The 16788-nt window shown below is 71.1% G+C and carries 9 protein-coding genes; 4 read left to right on the top strand and 5 right to left on the bottom strand.

The genetic code is table 11. The features are described 5' to 3' along the window. Positions 1–45 precede the first annotated feature (45 nt). From AC5L38_RS04200 to AC5L38_RS04190, 3 genes are read right to left on the bottom strand one after another with little or no spacing between them, the layout of a single operon-like run. Positions 46–915 carry a sugar ABC transporter permease gene (locus tag AC5L38_RS04200; protein ID WP_495241400.1) on the bottom strand — a complete coding sequence of 290 codons (870 nt, stop codon included), beginning with the start codon at positions 913–915 and terminating at the stop codon, positions 46–48. After that, positions 912–1925 (bottom strand): carbohydrate ABC transporter permease, encoded by a 1014-nt coding sequence (locus AC5L38_RS04195; protein WP_495241399.1) that lies wholly within the window; start codon positions 1923–1925, stop codon positions 912–914. Before AC5L38_RS04195 ends, AC5L38_RS04200 begins: the two co-directional genes overlap by 4 nt. A gap of 3 nt (positions 1926–1928) precedes the next feature. Then, positions 1929–3221 carry an extracellular solute-binding protein gene (locus AC5L38_RS04190; RefSeq protein WP_495241398.1) on the bottom strand — a complete coding sequence of 431 codons (1293 nt, stop codon included), beginning with the start codon at positions 3219–3221 and terminating at the stop codon, positions 1929–1931. Positions 3222–3587: 366 nt separating this feature from the next. Here AC5L38_RS04190 and pulA point away from each other — a divergent pair, with 366 nt between their 5' ends. The 3 genes from pulA to AC5L38_RS04175 all read left to right on the top strand — a co-directional run bounded on the left by pulA (position 3588) and on the right by AC5L38_RS04175 (position 12258). Then, complete coding sequence (pulA, locus tag AC5L38_RS04185) at positions 3588–9413, top strand: pullulanase-type alpha-1,6-glucosidase (RefSeq protein ID WP_495241397.1); 5826 nt, start codon at positions 3588–3590, stop codon at positions 9411–9413. A 131-nt stretch (positions 9414–9544) separates the two neighbouring features. Beyond that, positions 9545–11275 carry a carbohydrate-binding module family 20 domain-containing protein gene (locus AC5L38_RS04180; RefSeq protein WP_495241396.1) on the top strand — a complete coding sequence of 577 codons (1731 nt, stop codon included), beginning with the start codon at positions 9545–9547 and terminating at the stop codon, positions 11273–11275. 107 nt (positions 11276–11382) lie between these two features. Further along, positions 11383–12258 carry an AEC family transporter gene (locus tag AC5L38_RS04175; protein ID WP_495241395.1) on the top strand — a complete coding sequence of 292 codons (876 nt, stop codon included), beginning with the start codon at positions 11383–11385 and terminating at the stop codon, positions 12256–12258. Between the two features lie 13 nt (positions 12259–12271). Here AC5L38_RS04175 and AC5L38_RS04170 read toward each other — a convergent pair whose 3' ends face one another. Beyond that, the gene (locus AC5L38_RS04170; RefSeq protein WP_495241394.1) at positions 12272–13228 is read right to left on the bottom strand and encodes a GntR family transcriptional regulator; all 957 of its coding nucleotides are present in this window, start codon (positions 13226–13228) and stop codon (positions 12272–12274) included. A 240-nt stretch (positions 13229–13468) separates the two neighbouring features. On the opposite strand from AC5L38_RS04170, the gene AC5L38_RS04165 reads away from it, so the two are divergent. After that, on the top strand, positions 13469–14347 hold the full coding sequence (locus AC5L38_RS04165) for an alpha/beta fold hydrolase (protein ID WP_495241393.1): 879 nt from the start codon (positions 13469–13471) through the stop codon (positions 14345–14347). A gap of 27 nt (positions 14348–14374) precedes the next feature. Here the strand turns inward: AC5L38_RS04165 and AC5L38_RS04160 are convergent, their stop codons facing one another. Further along, positions 14375–16720, bottom strand: a complete 2346-nt coding sequence (locus tag AC5L38_RS04160; RefSeq protein WP_495241392.1) for a WD40 repeat domain-containing serine/threonine protein kinase — start codon at positions 16718–16720, stop codon at positions 14375–14377. Between the last annotated feature and the right edge of the window lie 68 nt (positions 16721–16788).

The raw sequence follows: 16788 nt of genomic DNA, 5'->3' as shown, positions 1-16788 counted from the left end.
ATCCCCCGATCGGATGACATATCAGGACGTAGTAGCACAGTGGTGTTACGACTTCGTGGCACCGGCGGTGAGCCCGGTTACCAGATGCCGCTGGACGAGCAGGAAGACGACCGCCGCCGGGACCGCGATCAGCACCGCCGCGGCGGTGAGCAGGCCCCAGTCCGACCAGTGCTGGCCGACGAACTGCTGGAGCCCGATGCCGAGCGTGCGCTTCTCCTCCTGCGACATGAACACGGTGGCGTAGGCCACCTCGCCCCAGGCGGTCATGAACGAGTAGAACGCGGTGACCGCGAGGCTCGGCCTGGCCAGCGGCAGGATGACCCGCCAGAAGGTGCCGAACGGCGTCAGGCCGTCGACCAGCCCTGCCTGGTCGATCTCGCGCGGGATGGAGTCGAAGTAGCTCTTCATCATCCACGCGCAGAACGGCACCGCCACCGTCATGTAGGCGATGACCAGCCCGGGGATCTGGTTGAGCAGCCCGAGGCCCGCCATCAGGTTGTAGAGGGGGACGATCAGGATCGCCACCGGGAACATCTGGGTGACGAGCAGCATCCACATCACCCCCCGGTAGCCGGGGAAGCGGAAGCGGCTGATGGCGTACCCGGTCGTGGAGGCGAGGAAGACGCCGATGACGGTGGTCAGCCCGGCGACGATCACCGAGTTGAGCAGCCAGGTCGGGAACCGCGTCTCGGTGAGCACCCGGACGTAGTTGTCCAGCGAGGGCTGGTTGAAGATCTCCAGCTCGCTGGAGAGCCAGCCGTCGCGCGGCTTGAGCGAGGTCAGGACCAGCCAGACGATCGGGAACAGCGAGGTGGCGACCGCGGCGAGCAGGGTCGCGTGCAGCAGGATCGACTTGCCGACGCTACGCTCCCCGCGCCCCCGGACGCGTCCGGTGGCTGTGGTGGCTGTGCTCACCAGACCTCCCCTTGCTTGCGCAGCGAGCGCCGGTAGACCACGGCCAGCACGACGAGGAGCAGGAGGATGATCACTCCCCATGCCGCGGAGTTGGAGTAGTTGCGGACGCCGGTGAAGGCCTCACGGAAGGCGTAGGTGACCAGGATCTCGGTGGAGCTGCCCGGCCCTCCCCCGCTGATCAGGTAGATCACCGGGAACATGTTGAACGTCCAGATCGTGCCCAGCAGGACAACCGTGCTCGACACGGTACGCAGGCCGGGAACCGTGATGAAGCGGAAGCGCTGCCACGGCGTGGCGCCGTCGACCTCGGCCGCCTCGTACAGCTCGCCGGGGATCGACTGGAGCCCGCCCAGCACGGCGACCATCATGAACGGCACGCCCATCCAGACGTTGACCGCGATGACCGCGATCTTCGCCGTGGTCGGGTCGTCGAGCCAGCCGACCGCGCCCAGACCCGCGGCCCGCAGCATCGCGTTGATCACGCCGAAGTCGCTGTTGTAGAGGTAGCGCCAGATGAACGCCGAGACGAAGCCCGGGATCGCCCACGGCAGGATGAGCAGCAGCCGGTAGGCCGAGCGGAACCTGACCTTGCGGTTGAGCAGCAGGGCCAGGCCGAGGCCCAGTCCGTAGTGGAACGCCACGCAGGCGACGGTCCACACGACCGTCCAGGTCAGCTTCTCCCAGAACAGTCCGCTGGTCAGGATCGTGACGTAGTTGTCGAACCAGGTGAACTCATACGTCGAGGGGATGACGTTGACGCCGATCGTGCGGCCGATGTTGGCCTCGGTGGCGTCGGTCAGCGACAGGTAGACGCCCCTGGCCAGCGGCCAGCCGACCAGCAGGCCGGTGACCAGGATCACCGGGGCGACCATGGCCCAGGCGTACCAGTGCCTGCCCGTCGCCCGCCGGAACGGGCCGGGTTCCCTACCGCGGCCCCGGCCGCGGGCGCCGTCGGCGCCCGCGGCCCGGTCCCTGGCCGTGCCGTTCACACGACCGGTCGAGAGCGCCACGGGTCAGCTCCAGTCCTTGAAGATGCCTCGGTACTGGCCGTCGACCTTCTTGAGCATGTCCTCGGGGGTCGCGGTGCCGCCGACCAGCGACTGGTAGCCCTCAAGGAGCGGCTGGAAGAGCTGGCCGCCCTCGGGGATCCACGGCCGGGCGGTCGCGGTGTCCATGATGGGCTTGAAGACGGCGACGTCCTTGTTGGCCTGCACGTCGGGGTTGTCGTACGCCGAGACGCGGGTCGGCAGGAGGCTGATCTCCTTGGCGACCCTGGCCTGGGACTCGGGGGTGCTCATGAAGCGGACGAACTCATACGAGGCGTCCAGGTTCTTGGAGCCGGCGTAGATGGCCAGGTTCCAGCCGCCGGTGGGGGCGCCGGCCTTGACCGAGCCCGCCGGGACGGGGGCGATGCCCAGGTTCTCCTTGTCCTTGAACTCCTTGCCCTGGTAGATCTCCGACAGCGCCCACGGGCCGTTGTAGATCATCGCGGCCTTGCCGTCCTTGAGGGCGGTCATCGCGTTGGCGTAGCTGTCCTGGATGGCGGGTTTGGGCGCGGCGCCGGAGGTGATCAGGTCGGCGACGGTGGCCATCGCCTTCACGTTCGCCGGGGAGTTGACGGTGATCTTCTTGTTCTGCACGTCGAGGAGGTCGCCGCCCTCGCCGTACATGAAGGGCAGCAGGAAGTAGGAGTCGACGTTGAGCGCGAGGCCGTTGACGCCGGTCTTCTCCTTGACGTCGAGCGCGGCCTTCTTGAGCTCCTCGACCGTGGTGGGGGCCTTCTCGTGCCCGGCCTCCGCCAGCAGGCGCTTGTTGTAGATGAGCGCGAGGGTGTCGGTGACCTGCGGGACGGCGTACGTCTTGCCGTCGTACTTGGTGCTGCTCAGCGGCCCCGGCAGGAAGTCCGTCTCGTTCTCCACCGCGCGGGTGCCCTCCAGCGGCTGCAGGTAGCCGAGCGAGGCGAACTGGGAGGTCCAGGCGACCTCGGAGCGGATCACGTCCGGCGCCCCCGCGCCCGCCTGCGCCGCGGTCTGGAACTGGTTCTGCGCCTGGTCGGAGGGGACGTTGACGTACTTGACCTTGATGCCCGGGTACTTGGCCTGGAAGTCCTTGATGAGCGCCTGGAAGGTCGGGCCCTCGCTGTCGGGCCGGACGGTGTCCCACCAGGTGATCTCACCGGTGATCTTCGACGGGTCCGTCGCCGCGGGCTGGCTGGGGGCCGCCGTACCGGCGTCACCGCCACCACAGGCGGAGACCGCCAGGGCGAGGGCCGCGACAATCGTCGCGGCCGAGAAGGCTCGCCGCATGTTCTTCTCCTCGTTTTCAGGGGGCGGCCGGGACCGATGAGCCGTCCGGCCGGGTCTGGAGTACGCCGGACGTTACGCCGCCGCGAACCCCATTGGAAGAAGTTTCTGCAAGAGTCTGCAAAGTCGTTACAAATCCCTCCAAAGCTGAGGAGTCACCCCACTCTCCTGCTCGACCGACGAGCACCTGTATCGCCCTCTTAGTGATGAAAAATCACTATTTGTACGTTTTGGGCGGCCGATTGGGCCCCCTTCCGGACGGCCGCGAATTGCCGGGATTCAGAAAATTGCCGCAAGGGATTGCACAGACCATTCCCAGTGAGTAACTTCCGGGCAATACCCTCGAAACAACTCCCGTGGAGGCCCTCCGTGGTCTGGCCGTTCCCCCCACGGCGCGCGAGAACGACCTTCCTGACGGGGGCCGCGCTCGCGGTGACCCTGATCGCCACCCCCCTCGCCGCCACCCCGCTCCCCGCCGCCGCGTCCACCTCCCCGTCGGTCTCCCCCGCGACGCCGTCCCCGTCCGGCCCCGTGGTGTCCGCGCTCAGCCGCACCGCCGAGCCCTCCGACAGGGACCTCGCCCGCGACGCGCTCCGCGCCGACCTGAGCCGCGAGCGCTTCTACTTCGCGATGACCGACCGGTTCGCCAACGGCGACACCGGCAACGACCGGGGCGGCCTGTCCGGCGACCGGCTCGCCACCGGCTTCGACCCGGCGCACAAGGGCTTCTACCAGGGCGGCGACCTCAAGGGCCTGCTCGGAAAGCTCGACTACGTCAAGAACCTGGGCAGCACCGCGATCTGGATCACCCCGGCCTTCGTGAACCGTCCCGTGCAGGGCACCGGCGCGAACGTCTCGGCCGGATACCACGGCTACTGGATCACCGACTTCACCAGGATCGACCCGCACCTGGGCACCAACGCCCAGATGAAGGAGCTGGTGCGCGAGGCCCACCGGCGCGGGATGAAGGTCTTCTTCGACATCATCACCAACCACACGGCCGACGTGGTCGACTACGCCGAGAAGACCTACTCCTATCGTTCCAAGGGCGCCTACCCCTACGTCGACAAGAACGGCGTGCCGTTCGACGACCGCGACTTCGCGGGCAAGGACACCTTCCCGAAGGTCGACACCGGCTCGTTCCCGTACACGCCGGTCGCACCGAGGAACGTGAAGACCCCCTCCTGGCTGAACGACCCGACGATGTACCACAACCGGGGCGACTCCACCTTCAGCGGCGGCGAGAACGACGAGTACGGCGACTTCTTCGGCCTCGACGACCTGTGGACCGAACGTCCCGAGGTCGTCAAGGGCATGACCGACATCTACAGGACGTGGGTGCGCGACACCGGCCTCGACGGCTTCCGCATCGACACCGCCAAGCACGTGAACATGGAGTTCTGGGAGAAATTCTCCCCGGCGCTGCGCGGCTACGCGGCCCAGCGGGGCAACAAGCGGTTCTTCATGTTCGGCGAGGTCTACTCCGGCGAGCCGTCCTTCACCAGCCGCTACTCCACCCGGGGCGCGATGAACGCCACCCTGGACTTCCCGTTCCAGGAGGCCGCCCGCTCCTTCGCCGGCGGCACGGCGGACGCCTCCAGGCTCGCCCGGCTGTACGCGGGCGACGACTACCACACCGACGCCGACGGCAACGCCTCGTCGCTGCCGACCTTCCTCGGCAACCACGACATGGGCCGCATCGGCCGTTTCGTCGCCCAGGACAACCCCGGCGCCCCCGACTCCGAACTGCTGCGCAGGGACCTGCTCGCCCACGAGCTGATGTACCTCACCCGGGGCCAGCCGGTCGTCTACTACGGCGACGAGCAGGGCTTCACCGGCAAGGGCGGCGACCAGGACGCCCGCGCGTCCATGTTCGCCTCCAAGACGGAGAGCTACCTGAGTGACGACCTGATCGGCACCGACTCCACCCACGCCAGGGACAACTTCGTCCCCTCCCACCCGCTCTACCGGGGCATCTCCGCCCTCGCCGCGCTGCGCGACGCCCACCCGACCCTCGCCGACGGCGCCCAGGTCGAGCGGCTGGTCTCCGGCGGCGTCTACGCCTTCTCCAGGATCGACGCCACCCGGCAGGTCGAGTACCTGGTCGCGGTCAACAACGCCGAGCAGCCCGCCACCGCGAGCGTGCCCACCTTCTCGGCGGGCACGGCCTTCACGAAGGTGTACGGCGAGGGCGCCGCCACCCTCACCACCGGCACGGACACGAAACTGGCGCTCACCGTCCCCGCCCTGTCGGCGGTGGTCTACAAGGCGCCCGCCAGGCTCAAGGCCCCGGCCGCCGCCCCGGCCGTCTCGATCGCCCTGCCCGGGACCGAGATCAGGGGCACCGCCGAGGACGGCAGGATCCCGGTCGTCGCGACCGTGCCCGGCACCGGCTTCGACCAGGTCACCTTCGCCGCCAAGGCCGGAGACGGCGCCTGGAAGGTGATCGGCACCGACGACGCCCCTTCAGGCCGTACCTTCCGGGTCTTCCACGACCTGCGCGGCATCGCGGCGGGCACGAAGGTCTCGTACAAGGCCGTGGTGAAGGACTCCGCGGGCCGGTTCGCCTCGGCGGGCGCGCAGGCGACCGTCAGCGCCGAGCCCGCGCCCGAGGAGCCCGGCGCGGTGAAGCGTGACTGGCTGGTCGTGCACTACCAGCGCCAGGACGCCGCCGACTACGACGGCTGGGGCCTGCACGTCTGGGGCGACGTGGAGAACCCCACCGACTGGGCCAACCCGCTCCCGCTGACCGGCGAGGACTCCTACGGCCGCTTCGCCTGGATCAGGCTCAAGCCGGGCGCCACCAGCGTCGGGATCATCGCCCACAAGGGCGAGGAGAAGGACGGCGGCGACCGGGTCGTGAACCCCGCCAGGAACGGCGAGGTCTGGCTGGCGAAGGGGAAACCCGAGACCCACCTGTCCCGCGCGGCGGCCCAGGGGTACGCGACCGTCCACTACAGCCGCCCGGACAAGGACTACGACGGCTGGGGGCTGCACCTGTGGGGCGACGGGCTCGCCGACGGCGTGCCCACCGACTGGGCCGCGCCGCGCCCGGCGGACGGCGTCGACTCCTACGGCGCGTTCTGGAAGGTGCCGCTGAAGGACGCCTCCCTCCCGGCGAACTTCATCGTGCACAAGGGCGACACCAAGGACCCCGGGCCCGACCAGTCGTTCACCCCCGCGCTGCAGCCTGAGGCCTACGTCGCCTCGGGCGTGGCGAAGATCCATCCGACCCGGGCGGCGGCCGAGAACGTCGCGATCCTGCATTACCACCGGCCGGACGGGAATTACGACGGCTGGGGACTTCATCTGTGGGGCGACGTGGCGAATCCCACCGAGTGGGGCGCGCCGCTGCAGCCCGCGGGCGAGGACGGGTTCGGCGTTCACTTCCGCGTCCCCCTGACCGAGGGGGCCAAGACCGTGAACTACATCATCCACAAGGGCGACACCAAGGACCTGCCCGACAACCAGTCGCTGGACCTGACCTCGACCGGCCACGAGGCGTGGCGGGTCGCGGCCACCGAGGGCTACCTGCTGCCCCAGCCCTCGGCGCGCGGGGCCGACGCCGACCTGTCGAAGTCGTCGGCGCACTGGATCGACCGTGCCACCGTCGCCTGGAAGATCGACCCCTCCACCGCGAACCGCTACTCCCTGGCCTTCTCCGCCAAGGGCGGCATCGCCTACTCCGGAGGTGACCTGACCGGCGAGCTCAAGCTCATCCGCCTCGCCCCCGGCGCGCTGACCGAGGCGCAGAAGGCGAAGTGGCCGCACCTGGCCGGGCACGCCGCGTTCACCGTCGACCCGCGCGACGCCGACCTGGTACGGGAGGCCGTCCGGGGCCAGATCGTGGCCGTCGAGCGCGACCCCTCGGGCGCGCTGCTCACCGCCACCGGCGTGCAGTTCCCCGGCCTGCTCGACGACCTGTACCCCAAGGCGGCGACCGCCGAGCTCGGGCCCTCCTGGAGCGGCGGCACGCCCCGGCTGTCGGTCTGGGCGCCGACCGCGGGCAAGGTCGAGCTGGCGCTCTACCGCGACTCCTCCGGCGGGAGCCGCACCGTCCATCCCATGCGCCGCGACGACGACACCGGCGTCTGGTCGGTGCGGGGCCAGCGCGACTGGAAGGACCGCTACTACACCTTCCTGGTCACGGTCTACGTACCCGCGGAAGGCAAGGTCGTCGTCAACGAGGTGACCGACCCCTACAGCCTGTCGCTGTCGGCGGGCTCGGGCCGCAGCCAGCTGGCCGACCTGTCCGACCGGGCGCTGCGGCCCGACGGCTGGTCCTCGCTGGCCAAGCCGAAGGCCGTACCCCAGCAGAAGGCGTCGATCTACGAGCTGCACGTGCGCGACTTCTCCGCCTCCGACACGACCGTCCCGGCGGCGAAGCGCGGCACGTACGCCGCGTTCACCGGCGACTCCAGCGACTCCGCGGGGATGAGGGAGCTGCGCGGGCTCGCCAAGGACGGGCTGACCCACGTGCACCTGCTGCCCGTCTTCGACATGGCGACCGTCCCCGAGAGGAGGGCCGACCGGACCGAACCATCCTGCGACCTGGCCTCGATGCCCCCCGACTCCGAGGAGCAGCAGGCCTGCGTCGCGCTCACCGCGGCGAAGGACTCCTTCAACTGGGGCTACGACCCGCTGCACTACACCGTGCCCGAGGGCTCCTACGCCTCCGACCCGGACGGTTCCTCACGGATCAGGGAGTTCCGGAGCATGGTCGGCGGGCTGAACGGGGCCGGGCTGCGGGTGGTGATGGACGTGGTCTACAACCACACCCACGCCGCCGGCCAGGACCCCACCTCGGTGCTCGACCGCCTCGTGCCCGGCTACTACCACCGGCTGCTCGACGACGGCACGGTGGCCACCTCCACCTGCTGCGCCAACACCGCGCCCGAGCACGCCATGATGGGCAGGCTCGTCGTCGACTCCGTCGTGACCTGGGCCCGCGAGTACAAGGTGGACGGCTTCAGGTTCGACCTGATGGGCCACCACCCGAAGGCGAACATGGTCGCGGTCCGCGCGGCCCTCGACAGGCTCACCGTCGCCCGCGACGGCGTCGACGGGAAGTCGATCATCCTGTACGGGGAGGGCTGGAACTTCGGCGAGGTGGCCGACGACGCCCGCTTCGAGCAGGCCACCCAGGCCAACATGGCCGGCACCGGGATCGGCACCTTCAGCGACCGGCTGCGCGACGCGGTGCGCGGCGGCGGCCCGTTCGACGCCGACCCCCGCGTGCAGGGCTTCGGCTCGGGGCTCGCCGGGGCGCCCAACGGCTCACCGGCCAACGGCGACGAGGCGCAGCAGCGGTCCCGGCTGCTGAACTACCACGACCTGATCAAGGTCGGGCTCGCCGGCAACCTCCGCGACTACACCTTCACCGCCTCCGACGGCAGGCTTATCAAGGGCTCGGAGGTGAGCTACAACGGCTCTCCGGCCGGGTACGCCGCCGCGCCGGGCGAGACCGTCACCTACGTGGACGCCCACGACAACGAGACGCTGTTCGACGCGCTGGCGTACAAGCTGCCACCGGCGACCGCGATGGCCGACCGGGTGCGGATGCAGTCGCTCTCGCTGGCCACGGCCGCCCTCGGGCAGGGCACCTCGTTCGTGCACGCGGGCAGCGAGCGGCTGCGGTCCAAGTCGCTCGACCGCAACTCCTACGACTCGGGCGACTGGTTCAACCGGCTGCTGTGGGACTGCTCGGCGGGCAACGGCTTCGGCGCCGGGCTCCCCCCGAAGCCCGACAACGAGGACAAGTGGCAGTACGCCAGGCCGCTGCTCGGCGACCCGGCGCTGAAGCCCGACTGCGCGGCGATCGGCGCGGCCCGCGCCCGGTACGGGGAGCTGCTGAGGATCCGCTCCTCCTCGCCGGTCTTCGGCCTCGCCACCCTGGCCGAGGTGCAGAAGCGCGTCACCTTCCCCACCAGCGGCGCCTCGGAGACCCCGGGTGTGGTGACCATGCACCTGGACGCCACCGGGATCGACCCGCGCTGGAGGTCGGTCACCGTCGTCTTCAACGCCACCCCCGAGGCACGGACGCAGACCGTCGCCGCGCTGAAGGGCGCCCAGGTGACGCTGCACCCCGTCCAGGCGGCCGGCGACGACGCCGTCGTGAAGCGGTCGGCGTTCGACCCCGCCACGGGCACGCTGACGGTCCCGGCCCGCACGGTCGCCGTCTTCGTCCAGCCCTGACCCTCACGTACCCCGGAAAGCCGTCTTCGTCCAGCCCTGACCCCGCAGACCCCGGAAAGACGGCCGGGCCAGGTGTTGCAGCACCCGGCCCGGCCAGGGAACCCGTCCATCGATCCTGGAGGCCCCCACCCATGAAACCCTACAGAGTCGTCGTCGCCACGGCGTTGAGCGCCCTGGTGAGCGCCGCCGTGCTGGTGCCCGGCGTGCTGAGCGCCCCGGCGCAGGCGGCGCCGCCCACCCCCGGCCCGATCGTGAAACTGTGGAACTGGAACTGGAACTCCGTCGCCAGGGAGTGCACGGACGTCCTCGGCCCGGCCGGGTACGCCGCCGTGCAGGTCTCCCCGCCCAGCGACTCGATGTCCAGGGGCGGCGCGGTCTGGTGGGACATCTACCAGCCCGCCCGCTACACCCTCACCAGCAAGTTCGGCGACGAGAACGCGTTCAGGAACATGGTGAACGCCTGCCACTCCGCCGGGCTCAAGGTCCACGCCGACGCCGTGATCAACCACATGACCGGCCAGGGCAGCACCAGCTACGGCGGCTACACCTTCGGCAAGTACAACTACCCCGGCCTCTACTCCGCCGCCGACTTCCACTCCCCCACCTGCGGGATCAACGGCTCCGACTACACAGGCGACGGCTGGCGGGTGCAGAACTGCGAGCTGGTCGGCCTGGCCGACCTCAACACCGGCTCCGAGTACGTCCGCACCCAGATCGCGGGCTACCTCAACAAGCTCACCTCCCTGGGCGTGGACGGCTTCCGCGTCGACGCCGCCAAGCACATCAACCCCGGCGACCTCGCCGCGATCAAGGGCAAGCTCACCGGCTCGCCGTACATCCACCAGGAGGTCATCCAGGGCGACGGCGAGGCGATCAGCCCGAGCCAGTACACCGGCATCGGCGACGTGCACGAGTTCGTGTACGGGCGCAAGCTCAAGGAGCAGTTCAACGGCGGCCAGATCAGGAACCTGCAGTCCTTCGGGCAGAGCTGGGGCCTGTCGGTGCCCAGCGACAAGGCCGTGGTGTTCATCGACAACCACGACACCGAGCGCAACGGCTCGACCATGAACTACAAGTACGGCGACGCCTACCGGCTGGCCAACGTCTTCATGCTCGCCTGGCCGTACGGCACGCCGAGGGTCTACTCCGGGTTCACCTGGAGCAACGCCGAGGCCGGCCCGCCGTCGGCAGGCGGCGGCTTCGCCACCGACGCCAACTGCGGCAACGGCCAGTGGACCTGCTTCCACCGCCAGATGAACGGCATGGTCGGCTTCAACCGCGCCGTGCAGGGCACCTCCGTCGGCAACTGGTACGACAACGGCAACAACGTGATCGCCTTCAGCCGGGGCGCGAAGGGCTGGGTCGCGATCAACAACGAGGGCGGCGCCGTCACCCGCACCTTCTCCACCGGCCTGCCCGCCGGGACCTACGCCAACGTCGCGGGCGGCGGCTCGGTGACCGTCGGCTCGGGCGGCTCGGCCTCGGTGACCGTCCCGGCCAGGGGCGCGGTCGCCATCCACACCGGCGCCTCGGGCCCCGGCCCCAGCCCGACCCCCACGGTCAACCCCGGCCAGGTCGCCACCACGTTCAACGCCACCGCGACCACCACCTGGGGCCAGAACGTCTTCGTCGTCGGCAACGTCGCCGCACTGGGTTCCTGGAACCCGGCGAACGCCGTCGCCCTGTCGTCGGCCGCGTACCCGATCTGGAGGGCCACGGTGAACCTGCCGTCCGGCACCGCGATCCAGTACAAGTACATCAAGAAGAACTCCGACGGCTCGGTGACCTGGGAGAGCGACCCCAACCGCTCCTTCACCACCCCCTCAAGCGGCACCGCGACACGCACCGACACCTGGCGCTGACCCCTGGCACTGACCTCCACCCGGCACCGGCCGGCGCGACCTGGAAAACCGCGCCGGTCGAGGCCGGGCCTCCGGCCTCGTGCGAGGACCCGGATACGGTGTGCCGGGTGCAGGCGGTTATTGCGGCATTTATCCCCATATGGTTTATCGGTGCCCTCGGCTGGCTCGCCGCCCGGTTCGAATGGGCGGGCGACCAGGCCCGGCAGGCGCTGACGCGGTTCGCGTTCACCGTCGCGATGCCCGCGGTGCTGTTCACCACGCTCAGCCGTACCCCGCTCGACCGGATCCAGCCCGGCCCGCTGCTCGCCTTCGGGGTCAGCACCTTCGCCGTCGGCCTGCTCGCGCTCGCGCTGTTCCGCGGCGGGCTGCCCGAACGGGTGCTCGCCGCGATGTCGTCGTCCTACGTCAACGCCGGCAACCTCGGCATCCCCGTCGGCCTCTACGTCCTGAACGACGCGACGTTCGTGGTGTCGGTCCTGATGTTCCAGGTCCTGACGGTCTCCCCGCTGATCTTCCTCGGCCTCGGGGCCGGGCGCGCGTCCTTCCTCGCCCCGCTGCGGACGCCGATCGTGATCGCCTCGTTCCTCGGCCTGGGTGTGTCGGCCCTCGGCCTGCGGCTGCCCGACCTCGCGCTGCGGCCCCTGGAGATCCTCGGCGGCGCCGCGGTGCCCCTGGCGCTCTTCTCGCTGGGCATGTCCCTGAACGGCACGGCCGTCTCCTGGCGCAGGACGGCACCGGTGGTGATGTTCAAGCTGCTGCTCCAGCCGCTGGTGGCCTTCCTGGTCGGGCGCTTCCTCCTGCACCTCGACGGCCCGGCGCTCTTCGCGGCCGTCCTGTTCGCCGGGCTCCCCACCGCCCAGAACACCTACGTGTACGCCGCCGAGTACGGCCGCCCCACCGACCTGCCCCGCGACGCCATCCTCGTCTCCAGCGTCCTGTCCCTGGGCACCCTGTCCGTCATCGCCCTGCTGGGAGCCCCCTGATCCGATGACGGGACTACGGGCGCGTCCGCTCCACCAGGACGGCGAACCCGTCGAGGTGACGCGCGAGGCTGTACTCGAACAATCCGTCCACGTCCGGCACCTCCTCCCCGGTGAGCGTGGCCAGCAGCGGGAACCGCCCGGAGTCGAGGAGCTCGTCGGCCCGCTCCCGCCGCGCCAGCCACCACCGGTCGAGCGTCACCCCGGTCTCCTGCTCGGCCTCGGCCTCGTCCGCCATGGACAGCGCGACGCTGATGACCAGCGCGGGCAGCGTGAGCGCCTCGCGGATCCGTGTCGCCATGGGCAGCCCGAGCCCGTCGAGCGCGCGCAGGGTCCACTCGGTGTGCTCCATCACGTTGGGCGCCAGCGACGGGCGGACGAACGAGACGGCCCTGGGCAGCCAGAGGTGCCGCCGGCACAGCTCCCACTGCAGGCGGGAGACGAGTTCGAGCTTGGCCCGCCAGCCGTCCGGCCCCGGGACGGGCAGCTCGGGTTCGCCGAAGACCTCGTCGGTCATCTGCGTCACCAGCTCCTCCTTGCTCGACACGTGCCGGTACAGCGACATCGGGCCGACACCGAACTCGGCCGCGAGCCGCCGCATGGACACGGCGTCGAGCCCCTCGGTGTCGGCGATCGCGATGGCGGCGCGGAGCGTCCGCTTCCGGCTCAGTGCCTGCCTGGGAACGCCCGCCCGCCGTGGCCTGGCGGGAGCGGCCATGCCGACCGGCTGCTTCCGGCCCGTGGAGGCGCTGACCACCGTGCCGGCGCCGACCCTCGTCTCGACCAGCCCCTCGTCGCGAAGGGTGGCCGTCACCCTGGTCGCGGTCGCGACCGCGACACCCCATCGCTGAGCGATCTCCCTGATGGACGGCACCCGCTCCCCCGGCCGCAGGTCGCCGCCGAGGATCCGGGCCCGGATCTCCGCGACGATCTGCCGGTACGGCGGTTCCGGCCGCTGCGCTGACGACGACATGGATCCCCGATCTCCCGTGGTTGCTGCCCGCCATGAGTGTACTAGTTCAATTTTTCCGTACCAGTTCACTTCCGCTCGCTCATGCCTCGAAAAATGAACGTTTATCAGCCCCGCTTCGTACGCTGTACTCATGACAGCCGATACACCGTACGCAGGCGGACGGCCCGCCCCTGTGGCCGATGTGGCGTCCACCGCACCGCTGACCGTCCCCTGTTCGGCAAACAGAAGGAGAGAACATCGATGACGACGAACCGCGACGCCGACCGGCGGCAGCCGACCCTGGTGCTCGTCCACGGCACCCACTCCTCGTCGGCCTGGGCCTCCGGGCTCACCACCGAGCTCACCCTGCGCGGGCACCGGTGCGTGGCCGTCGACCTTCCGGGGCACGGCGCCGAGGCGTTCTATCCCCGTTCGTACCAGAGCCCGCAGAACCTTGAGGAGCTGGCGACCGAGCCGTCACCGCTCGCCAAGATCACCATCGACGACTACGTCGAGCGCGTGGTGGACGTGGTGCGCCGCGCCCGCCGCCACGGGCCGGTGATCCTCGCCGGCATGAGCCAGGGCGGCGTCACCGTGAGCAGGGTCGGCAACGCCGTCCCCGAACTGCTCGACCGGGTCGTCTACGTCGCCGCGTACTGCTGCGTTGACCTGCCGAACATGGTCGCCTACCTCGACACGCCGGAGAACCGCGACAGCCTGCTCCCCCGGATCTCCGAGACCGTGGTCGCCGATCCGGCGGTCCTGGGGGTGACCCGGCTCAACTGGCGCTCGGCCGACCCGGCGGTGTTCCACGCCGTCAAGGACGCCCTGGCCGGGGACTTCACCGACGAGGGGGTGCGGCGGCTGCTCAGCGTGCTGGAGCCGGACGAGACCGCCGGCATCCCGCTGGCCGAGGCCAGGGGCGAGGCGCACACCTGGGGACGGATTCCCCGGACCTACGTGCGCTTCACCCTCGACCGGCTGATCCCGCCCGCGTTGCAGGACCGGTTCATCGCGGAGGCCGACCGCCTCACCCCGGACAACCCGACCGACGTGCGGAGCGTCGCGGCTCCCCATGTCGGCCCGTTCGACCGGCCCGAGCTGGTGGAGATCTTCTCGGAGCTCGCCTCCGGTCGCTGACCCGCTAACCGGGCACCGGGAGACCGGTCAGCGCAGGCGCCAGACGCGGACGGTGTCGTCGCCGCCCCCGGTGACCGCGACGGGGCTCCCGTCGAGGTCGGCCACCGCGGCGGCGAACACGTTGTGGTCGTGGGCCCTGAACGGCCGCCCCGCCCGCTTCCCGGTGTCGAGGTCGTGGACCTGCGCGGTGGAGTCGTTGCTGCCGGAGACGACGACGGTGAACGACCCCACCCGGCCGACGGCCAGGGAGTAGACCCAGCCGCTGTGGCTCCGGATGGGCGGGCGCGCCTCACCCGCGCCCGCGGCGTCGTCGATGTGGATGTCCTGCGCGCCGCCGGCGGACAGCACCACGAGCCTGCCGTCCAGCTCGGCCGTGGTGACGGCGGTGACCTGGCCTCGCTGGGTGAGGATCGTCTCGCCGGGCCCGGAGCGCAGCGGCCAGCGGCGCACCGTGCCGTCGCCGCCGCCGGTGAACACGACGGGCTCGCCGTCGAGCTCGGCGGCGGCCAGGCCGAACACGGCGCCGTCGGAGGCACGGCGGGCCTTGCCGATCGCGGCGCCCGTCCTCAGGTTCCACAGGCGCAGGCTCCCGTCGCGGCCTCCGGTCACCACGACGGGCTCGCCGTCGAGGGTGGCCAGGGCGAGGGAGAAGACGGGCGCGGCGGCGTCGATGGCCCTGCCGACCGGCTTGCGGGTGGCGAGGTCCCAGCGGCGTACGGTGCCGTCGTCGCCGCCCGACACCACGATCGTCCTGCCGTCCAGCTCGGTGACCGCGACGGAGCGCACCCAGTTGGTGTGCCCGGCGAGCGTGGCCAGCGGCCTGCGGGTGGCCAGGTCCCACAGGCGGACGGTGCGGTCGTTGGCACCGGAGACGATCACGGACCTGCCGCCGACCCGGGCGATCGCCACCGACTGCAGGTCGTCGCGATGGCCGCGCAGCGGGCCGCCGACCGGCGCGCTCCTCCAGTCCCCGGTGACGGAGGTGGGGGTGGCGGCGGGAGACGGGGAACCGCTGGGGGACGGCGAAGCGGTGGGCGGTACGGACGATTCGCCGGGCGAGGGGGATTCCCCGGAGACCGGCGGGGAGCCGGTCAGCGCGACGGGGGTGGGCCCCACGGGTTCCTCCCCCGTCCCCGCCAGCAGCGGCGGGAGCACGAAGACACCCGCGGAGACCGCGACGGCGGTGGCGGCGACGGCGGCCCCGATCCACCACGGGCGCGACCGTCCGGCCCTTCCCGGCAGGGTCACCCCGGGAGACCCCTCCCACGCCCCACCGGGAAAGGCGGGTGTCCCGGGATCCGACGGCCGCCACTGTCCCGGAGCGGGAACAGGGCCGGCCGGCGGCTGCCCGGCGTACGGCGGCTGCGGCTGCGGCTGCTGAGAGGACGGGAGCCCGGACGGCTGCCGGGGCTCGGTACCCCACGCGGACGGCGGCTGCCCGGACTCGCCCTCCCACCCGGGAGACGGCTGGGGTGTCGGTGGCCGCTCGGCCCACGAGGGCTGCCGGGACGACGGCTGGTCCCCTACCCGGTGCCCGGGGAACGAGGAGGGTGGGGCGGTGCCCGCCGAAGGCTGGCGGATCAGCCGGAACAGCAGGTCGGAGGCGACCGGCCGGTCGGCGGGCGCCTTGACCAGGCAGGCGCTCAGCAGCGGCCGCAGCCCCTCGGGCACCCCCGACAGGTCGGGCTCGGCGGTGAGGATGCGGTGGAGCACGGCCGGGATGGTGTCCCGGCCGAACGCGGGGCTGCCGGTGGCGGCGAACACCATCGTCACGGCCCAGCTGAACACGTCGGAGGGGGCGGCGGCGGGCTCGCCGTGGATCTGCTCGGGCGACATGTAGGTCGGGGTCCCGACGACGCCGCTGGTGTTGCCGGGCGTGGCGTCCAGTGCCTTGGAGATGCCGAAGTCGATGACGCGCGGGCCGTCGGAGCCGAGGAGCACGTTGGCCGGTTTGAGGTCGCGGTGCGCGATCCCCGCCTGGTGGATGGCGACGAGCGCGGTGACCGTGCTGATCGCGATGCGCTGCAGGGCGGCGCCGTCGAGCGGCCCGTCCTTCTCGACGGCCCGCTGCAGCGACGGCCCGTCGATGAATTCGCTCACCACGTAGAGGTGGTCGCCACTCTCCCCCGCGTCGAGCACCCGGGCGGTGCAGAACTCGGCGATCTGCCGGGCGACGGCGATCTCCCGCTGGAAGCGCGCCCTCGCGACCTGGTCGGCGGCGAACCTCGGGTGCAGCACCTTGACCGCGACCCGCTCACCGGCCTGGTCGCGGCCGAGGTAGACCGTGCCCTGCCCGCCCTCGCCGAGCCTGGCCTCGATCGCGTACGGGCCGAGGCTCGCGGGATCACCGGGCCGTAGCGCCGTGCCGGCCATCGTGCTCCTCCCCGCCGCGAACCCGCCGCGGGCCCGTCCGAATGGTCCGGCGGCCGGCGCCCCGCCGC

This window comes from Streptosporangium nanhuense (assembly GCF_059358815.1).
Note: the sequence above shows the minus strand (reverse complement) of the source record. Positions and strands in the feature narration are given on the sequence as shown.

What these genes read in the sequence shown, in the direction of transcription:
- AC5L38_RS04190 (WP_495241398.1), bottom strand. Translation starts at nt 3,221, where the DNA reads ATGCGGCGAGCCTTCTCGGCCGCGACGATTGTCGCGGCCCTCGCCCTG.
- AC5L38_RS04180 (WP_495241396.1), top strand. Translation starts at nt 9,545, where the DNA reads ATGAAACCCTACAGAGTCGTCGTCGCCACGGCGTTGAGCGCCCTGGTG.
- AC5L38_RS04170 (WP_495241394.1), bottom strand. Translation starts at nt 13,228, where the DNA reads ATGTCGTCGTCAGCGCAGCGGCCGGAACCGCCGTACCGGCAGATCGTC.
- AC5L38_RS04165 (WP_495241393.1), top strand. Translation starts at nt 13,469, where the DNA reads ATGACGACGAACCGCGACGCCGACCGGCGGCAGCCGACCCTGGTGCTC.
- AC5L38_RS04160 (WP_495241392.1), bottom strand. Translation starts at nt 16,720, where the DNA reads ATGGCCGGCACGGCGCTACGGCCCGGTGATCCCGCGAGCCTCGGCCCG.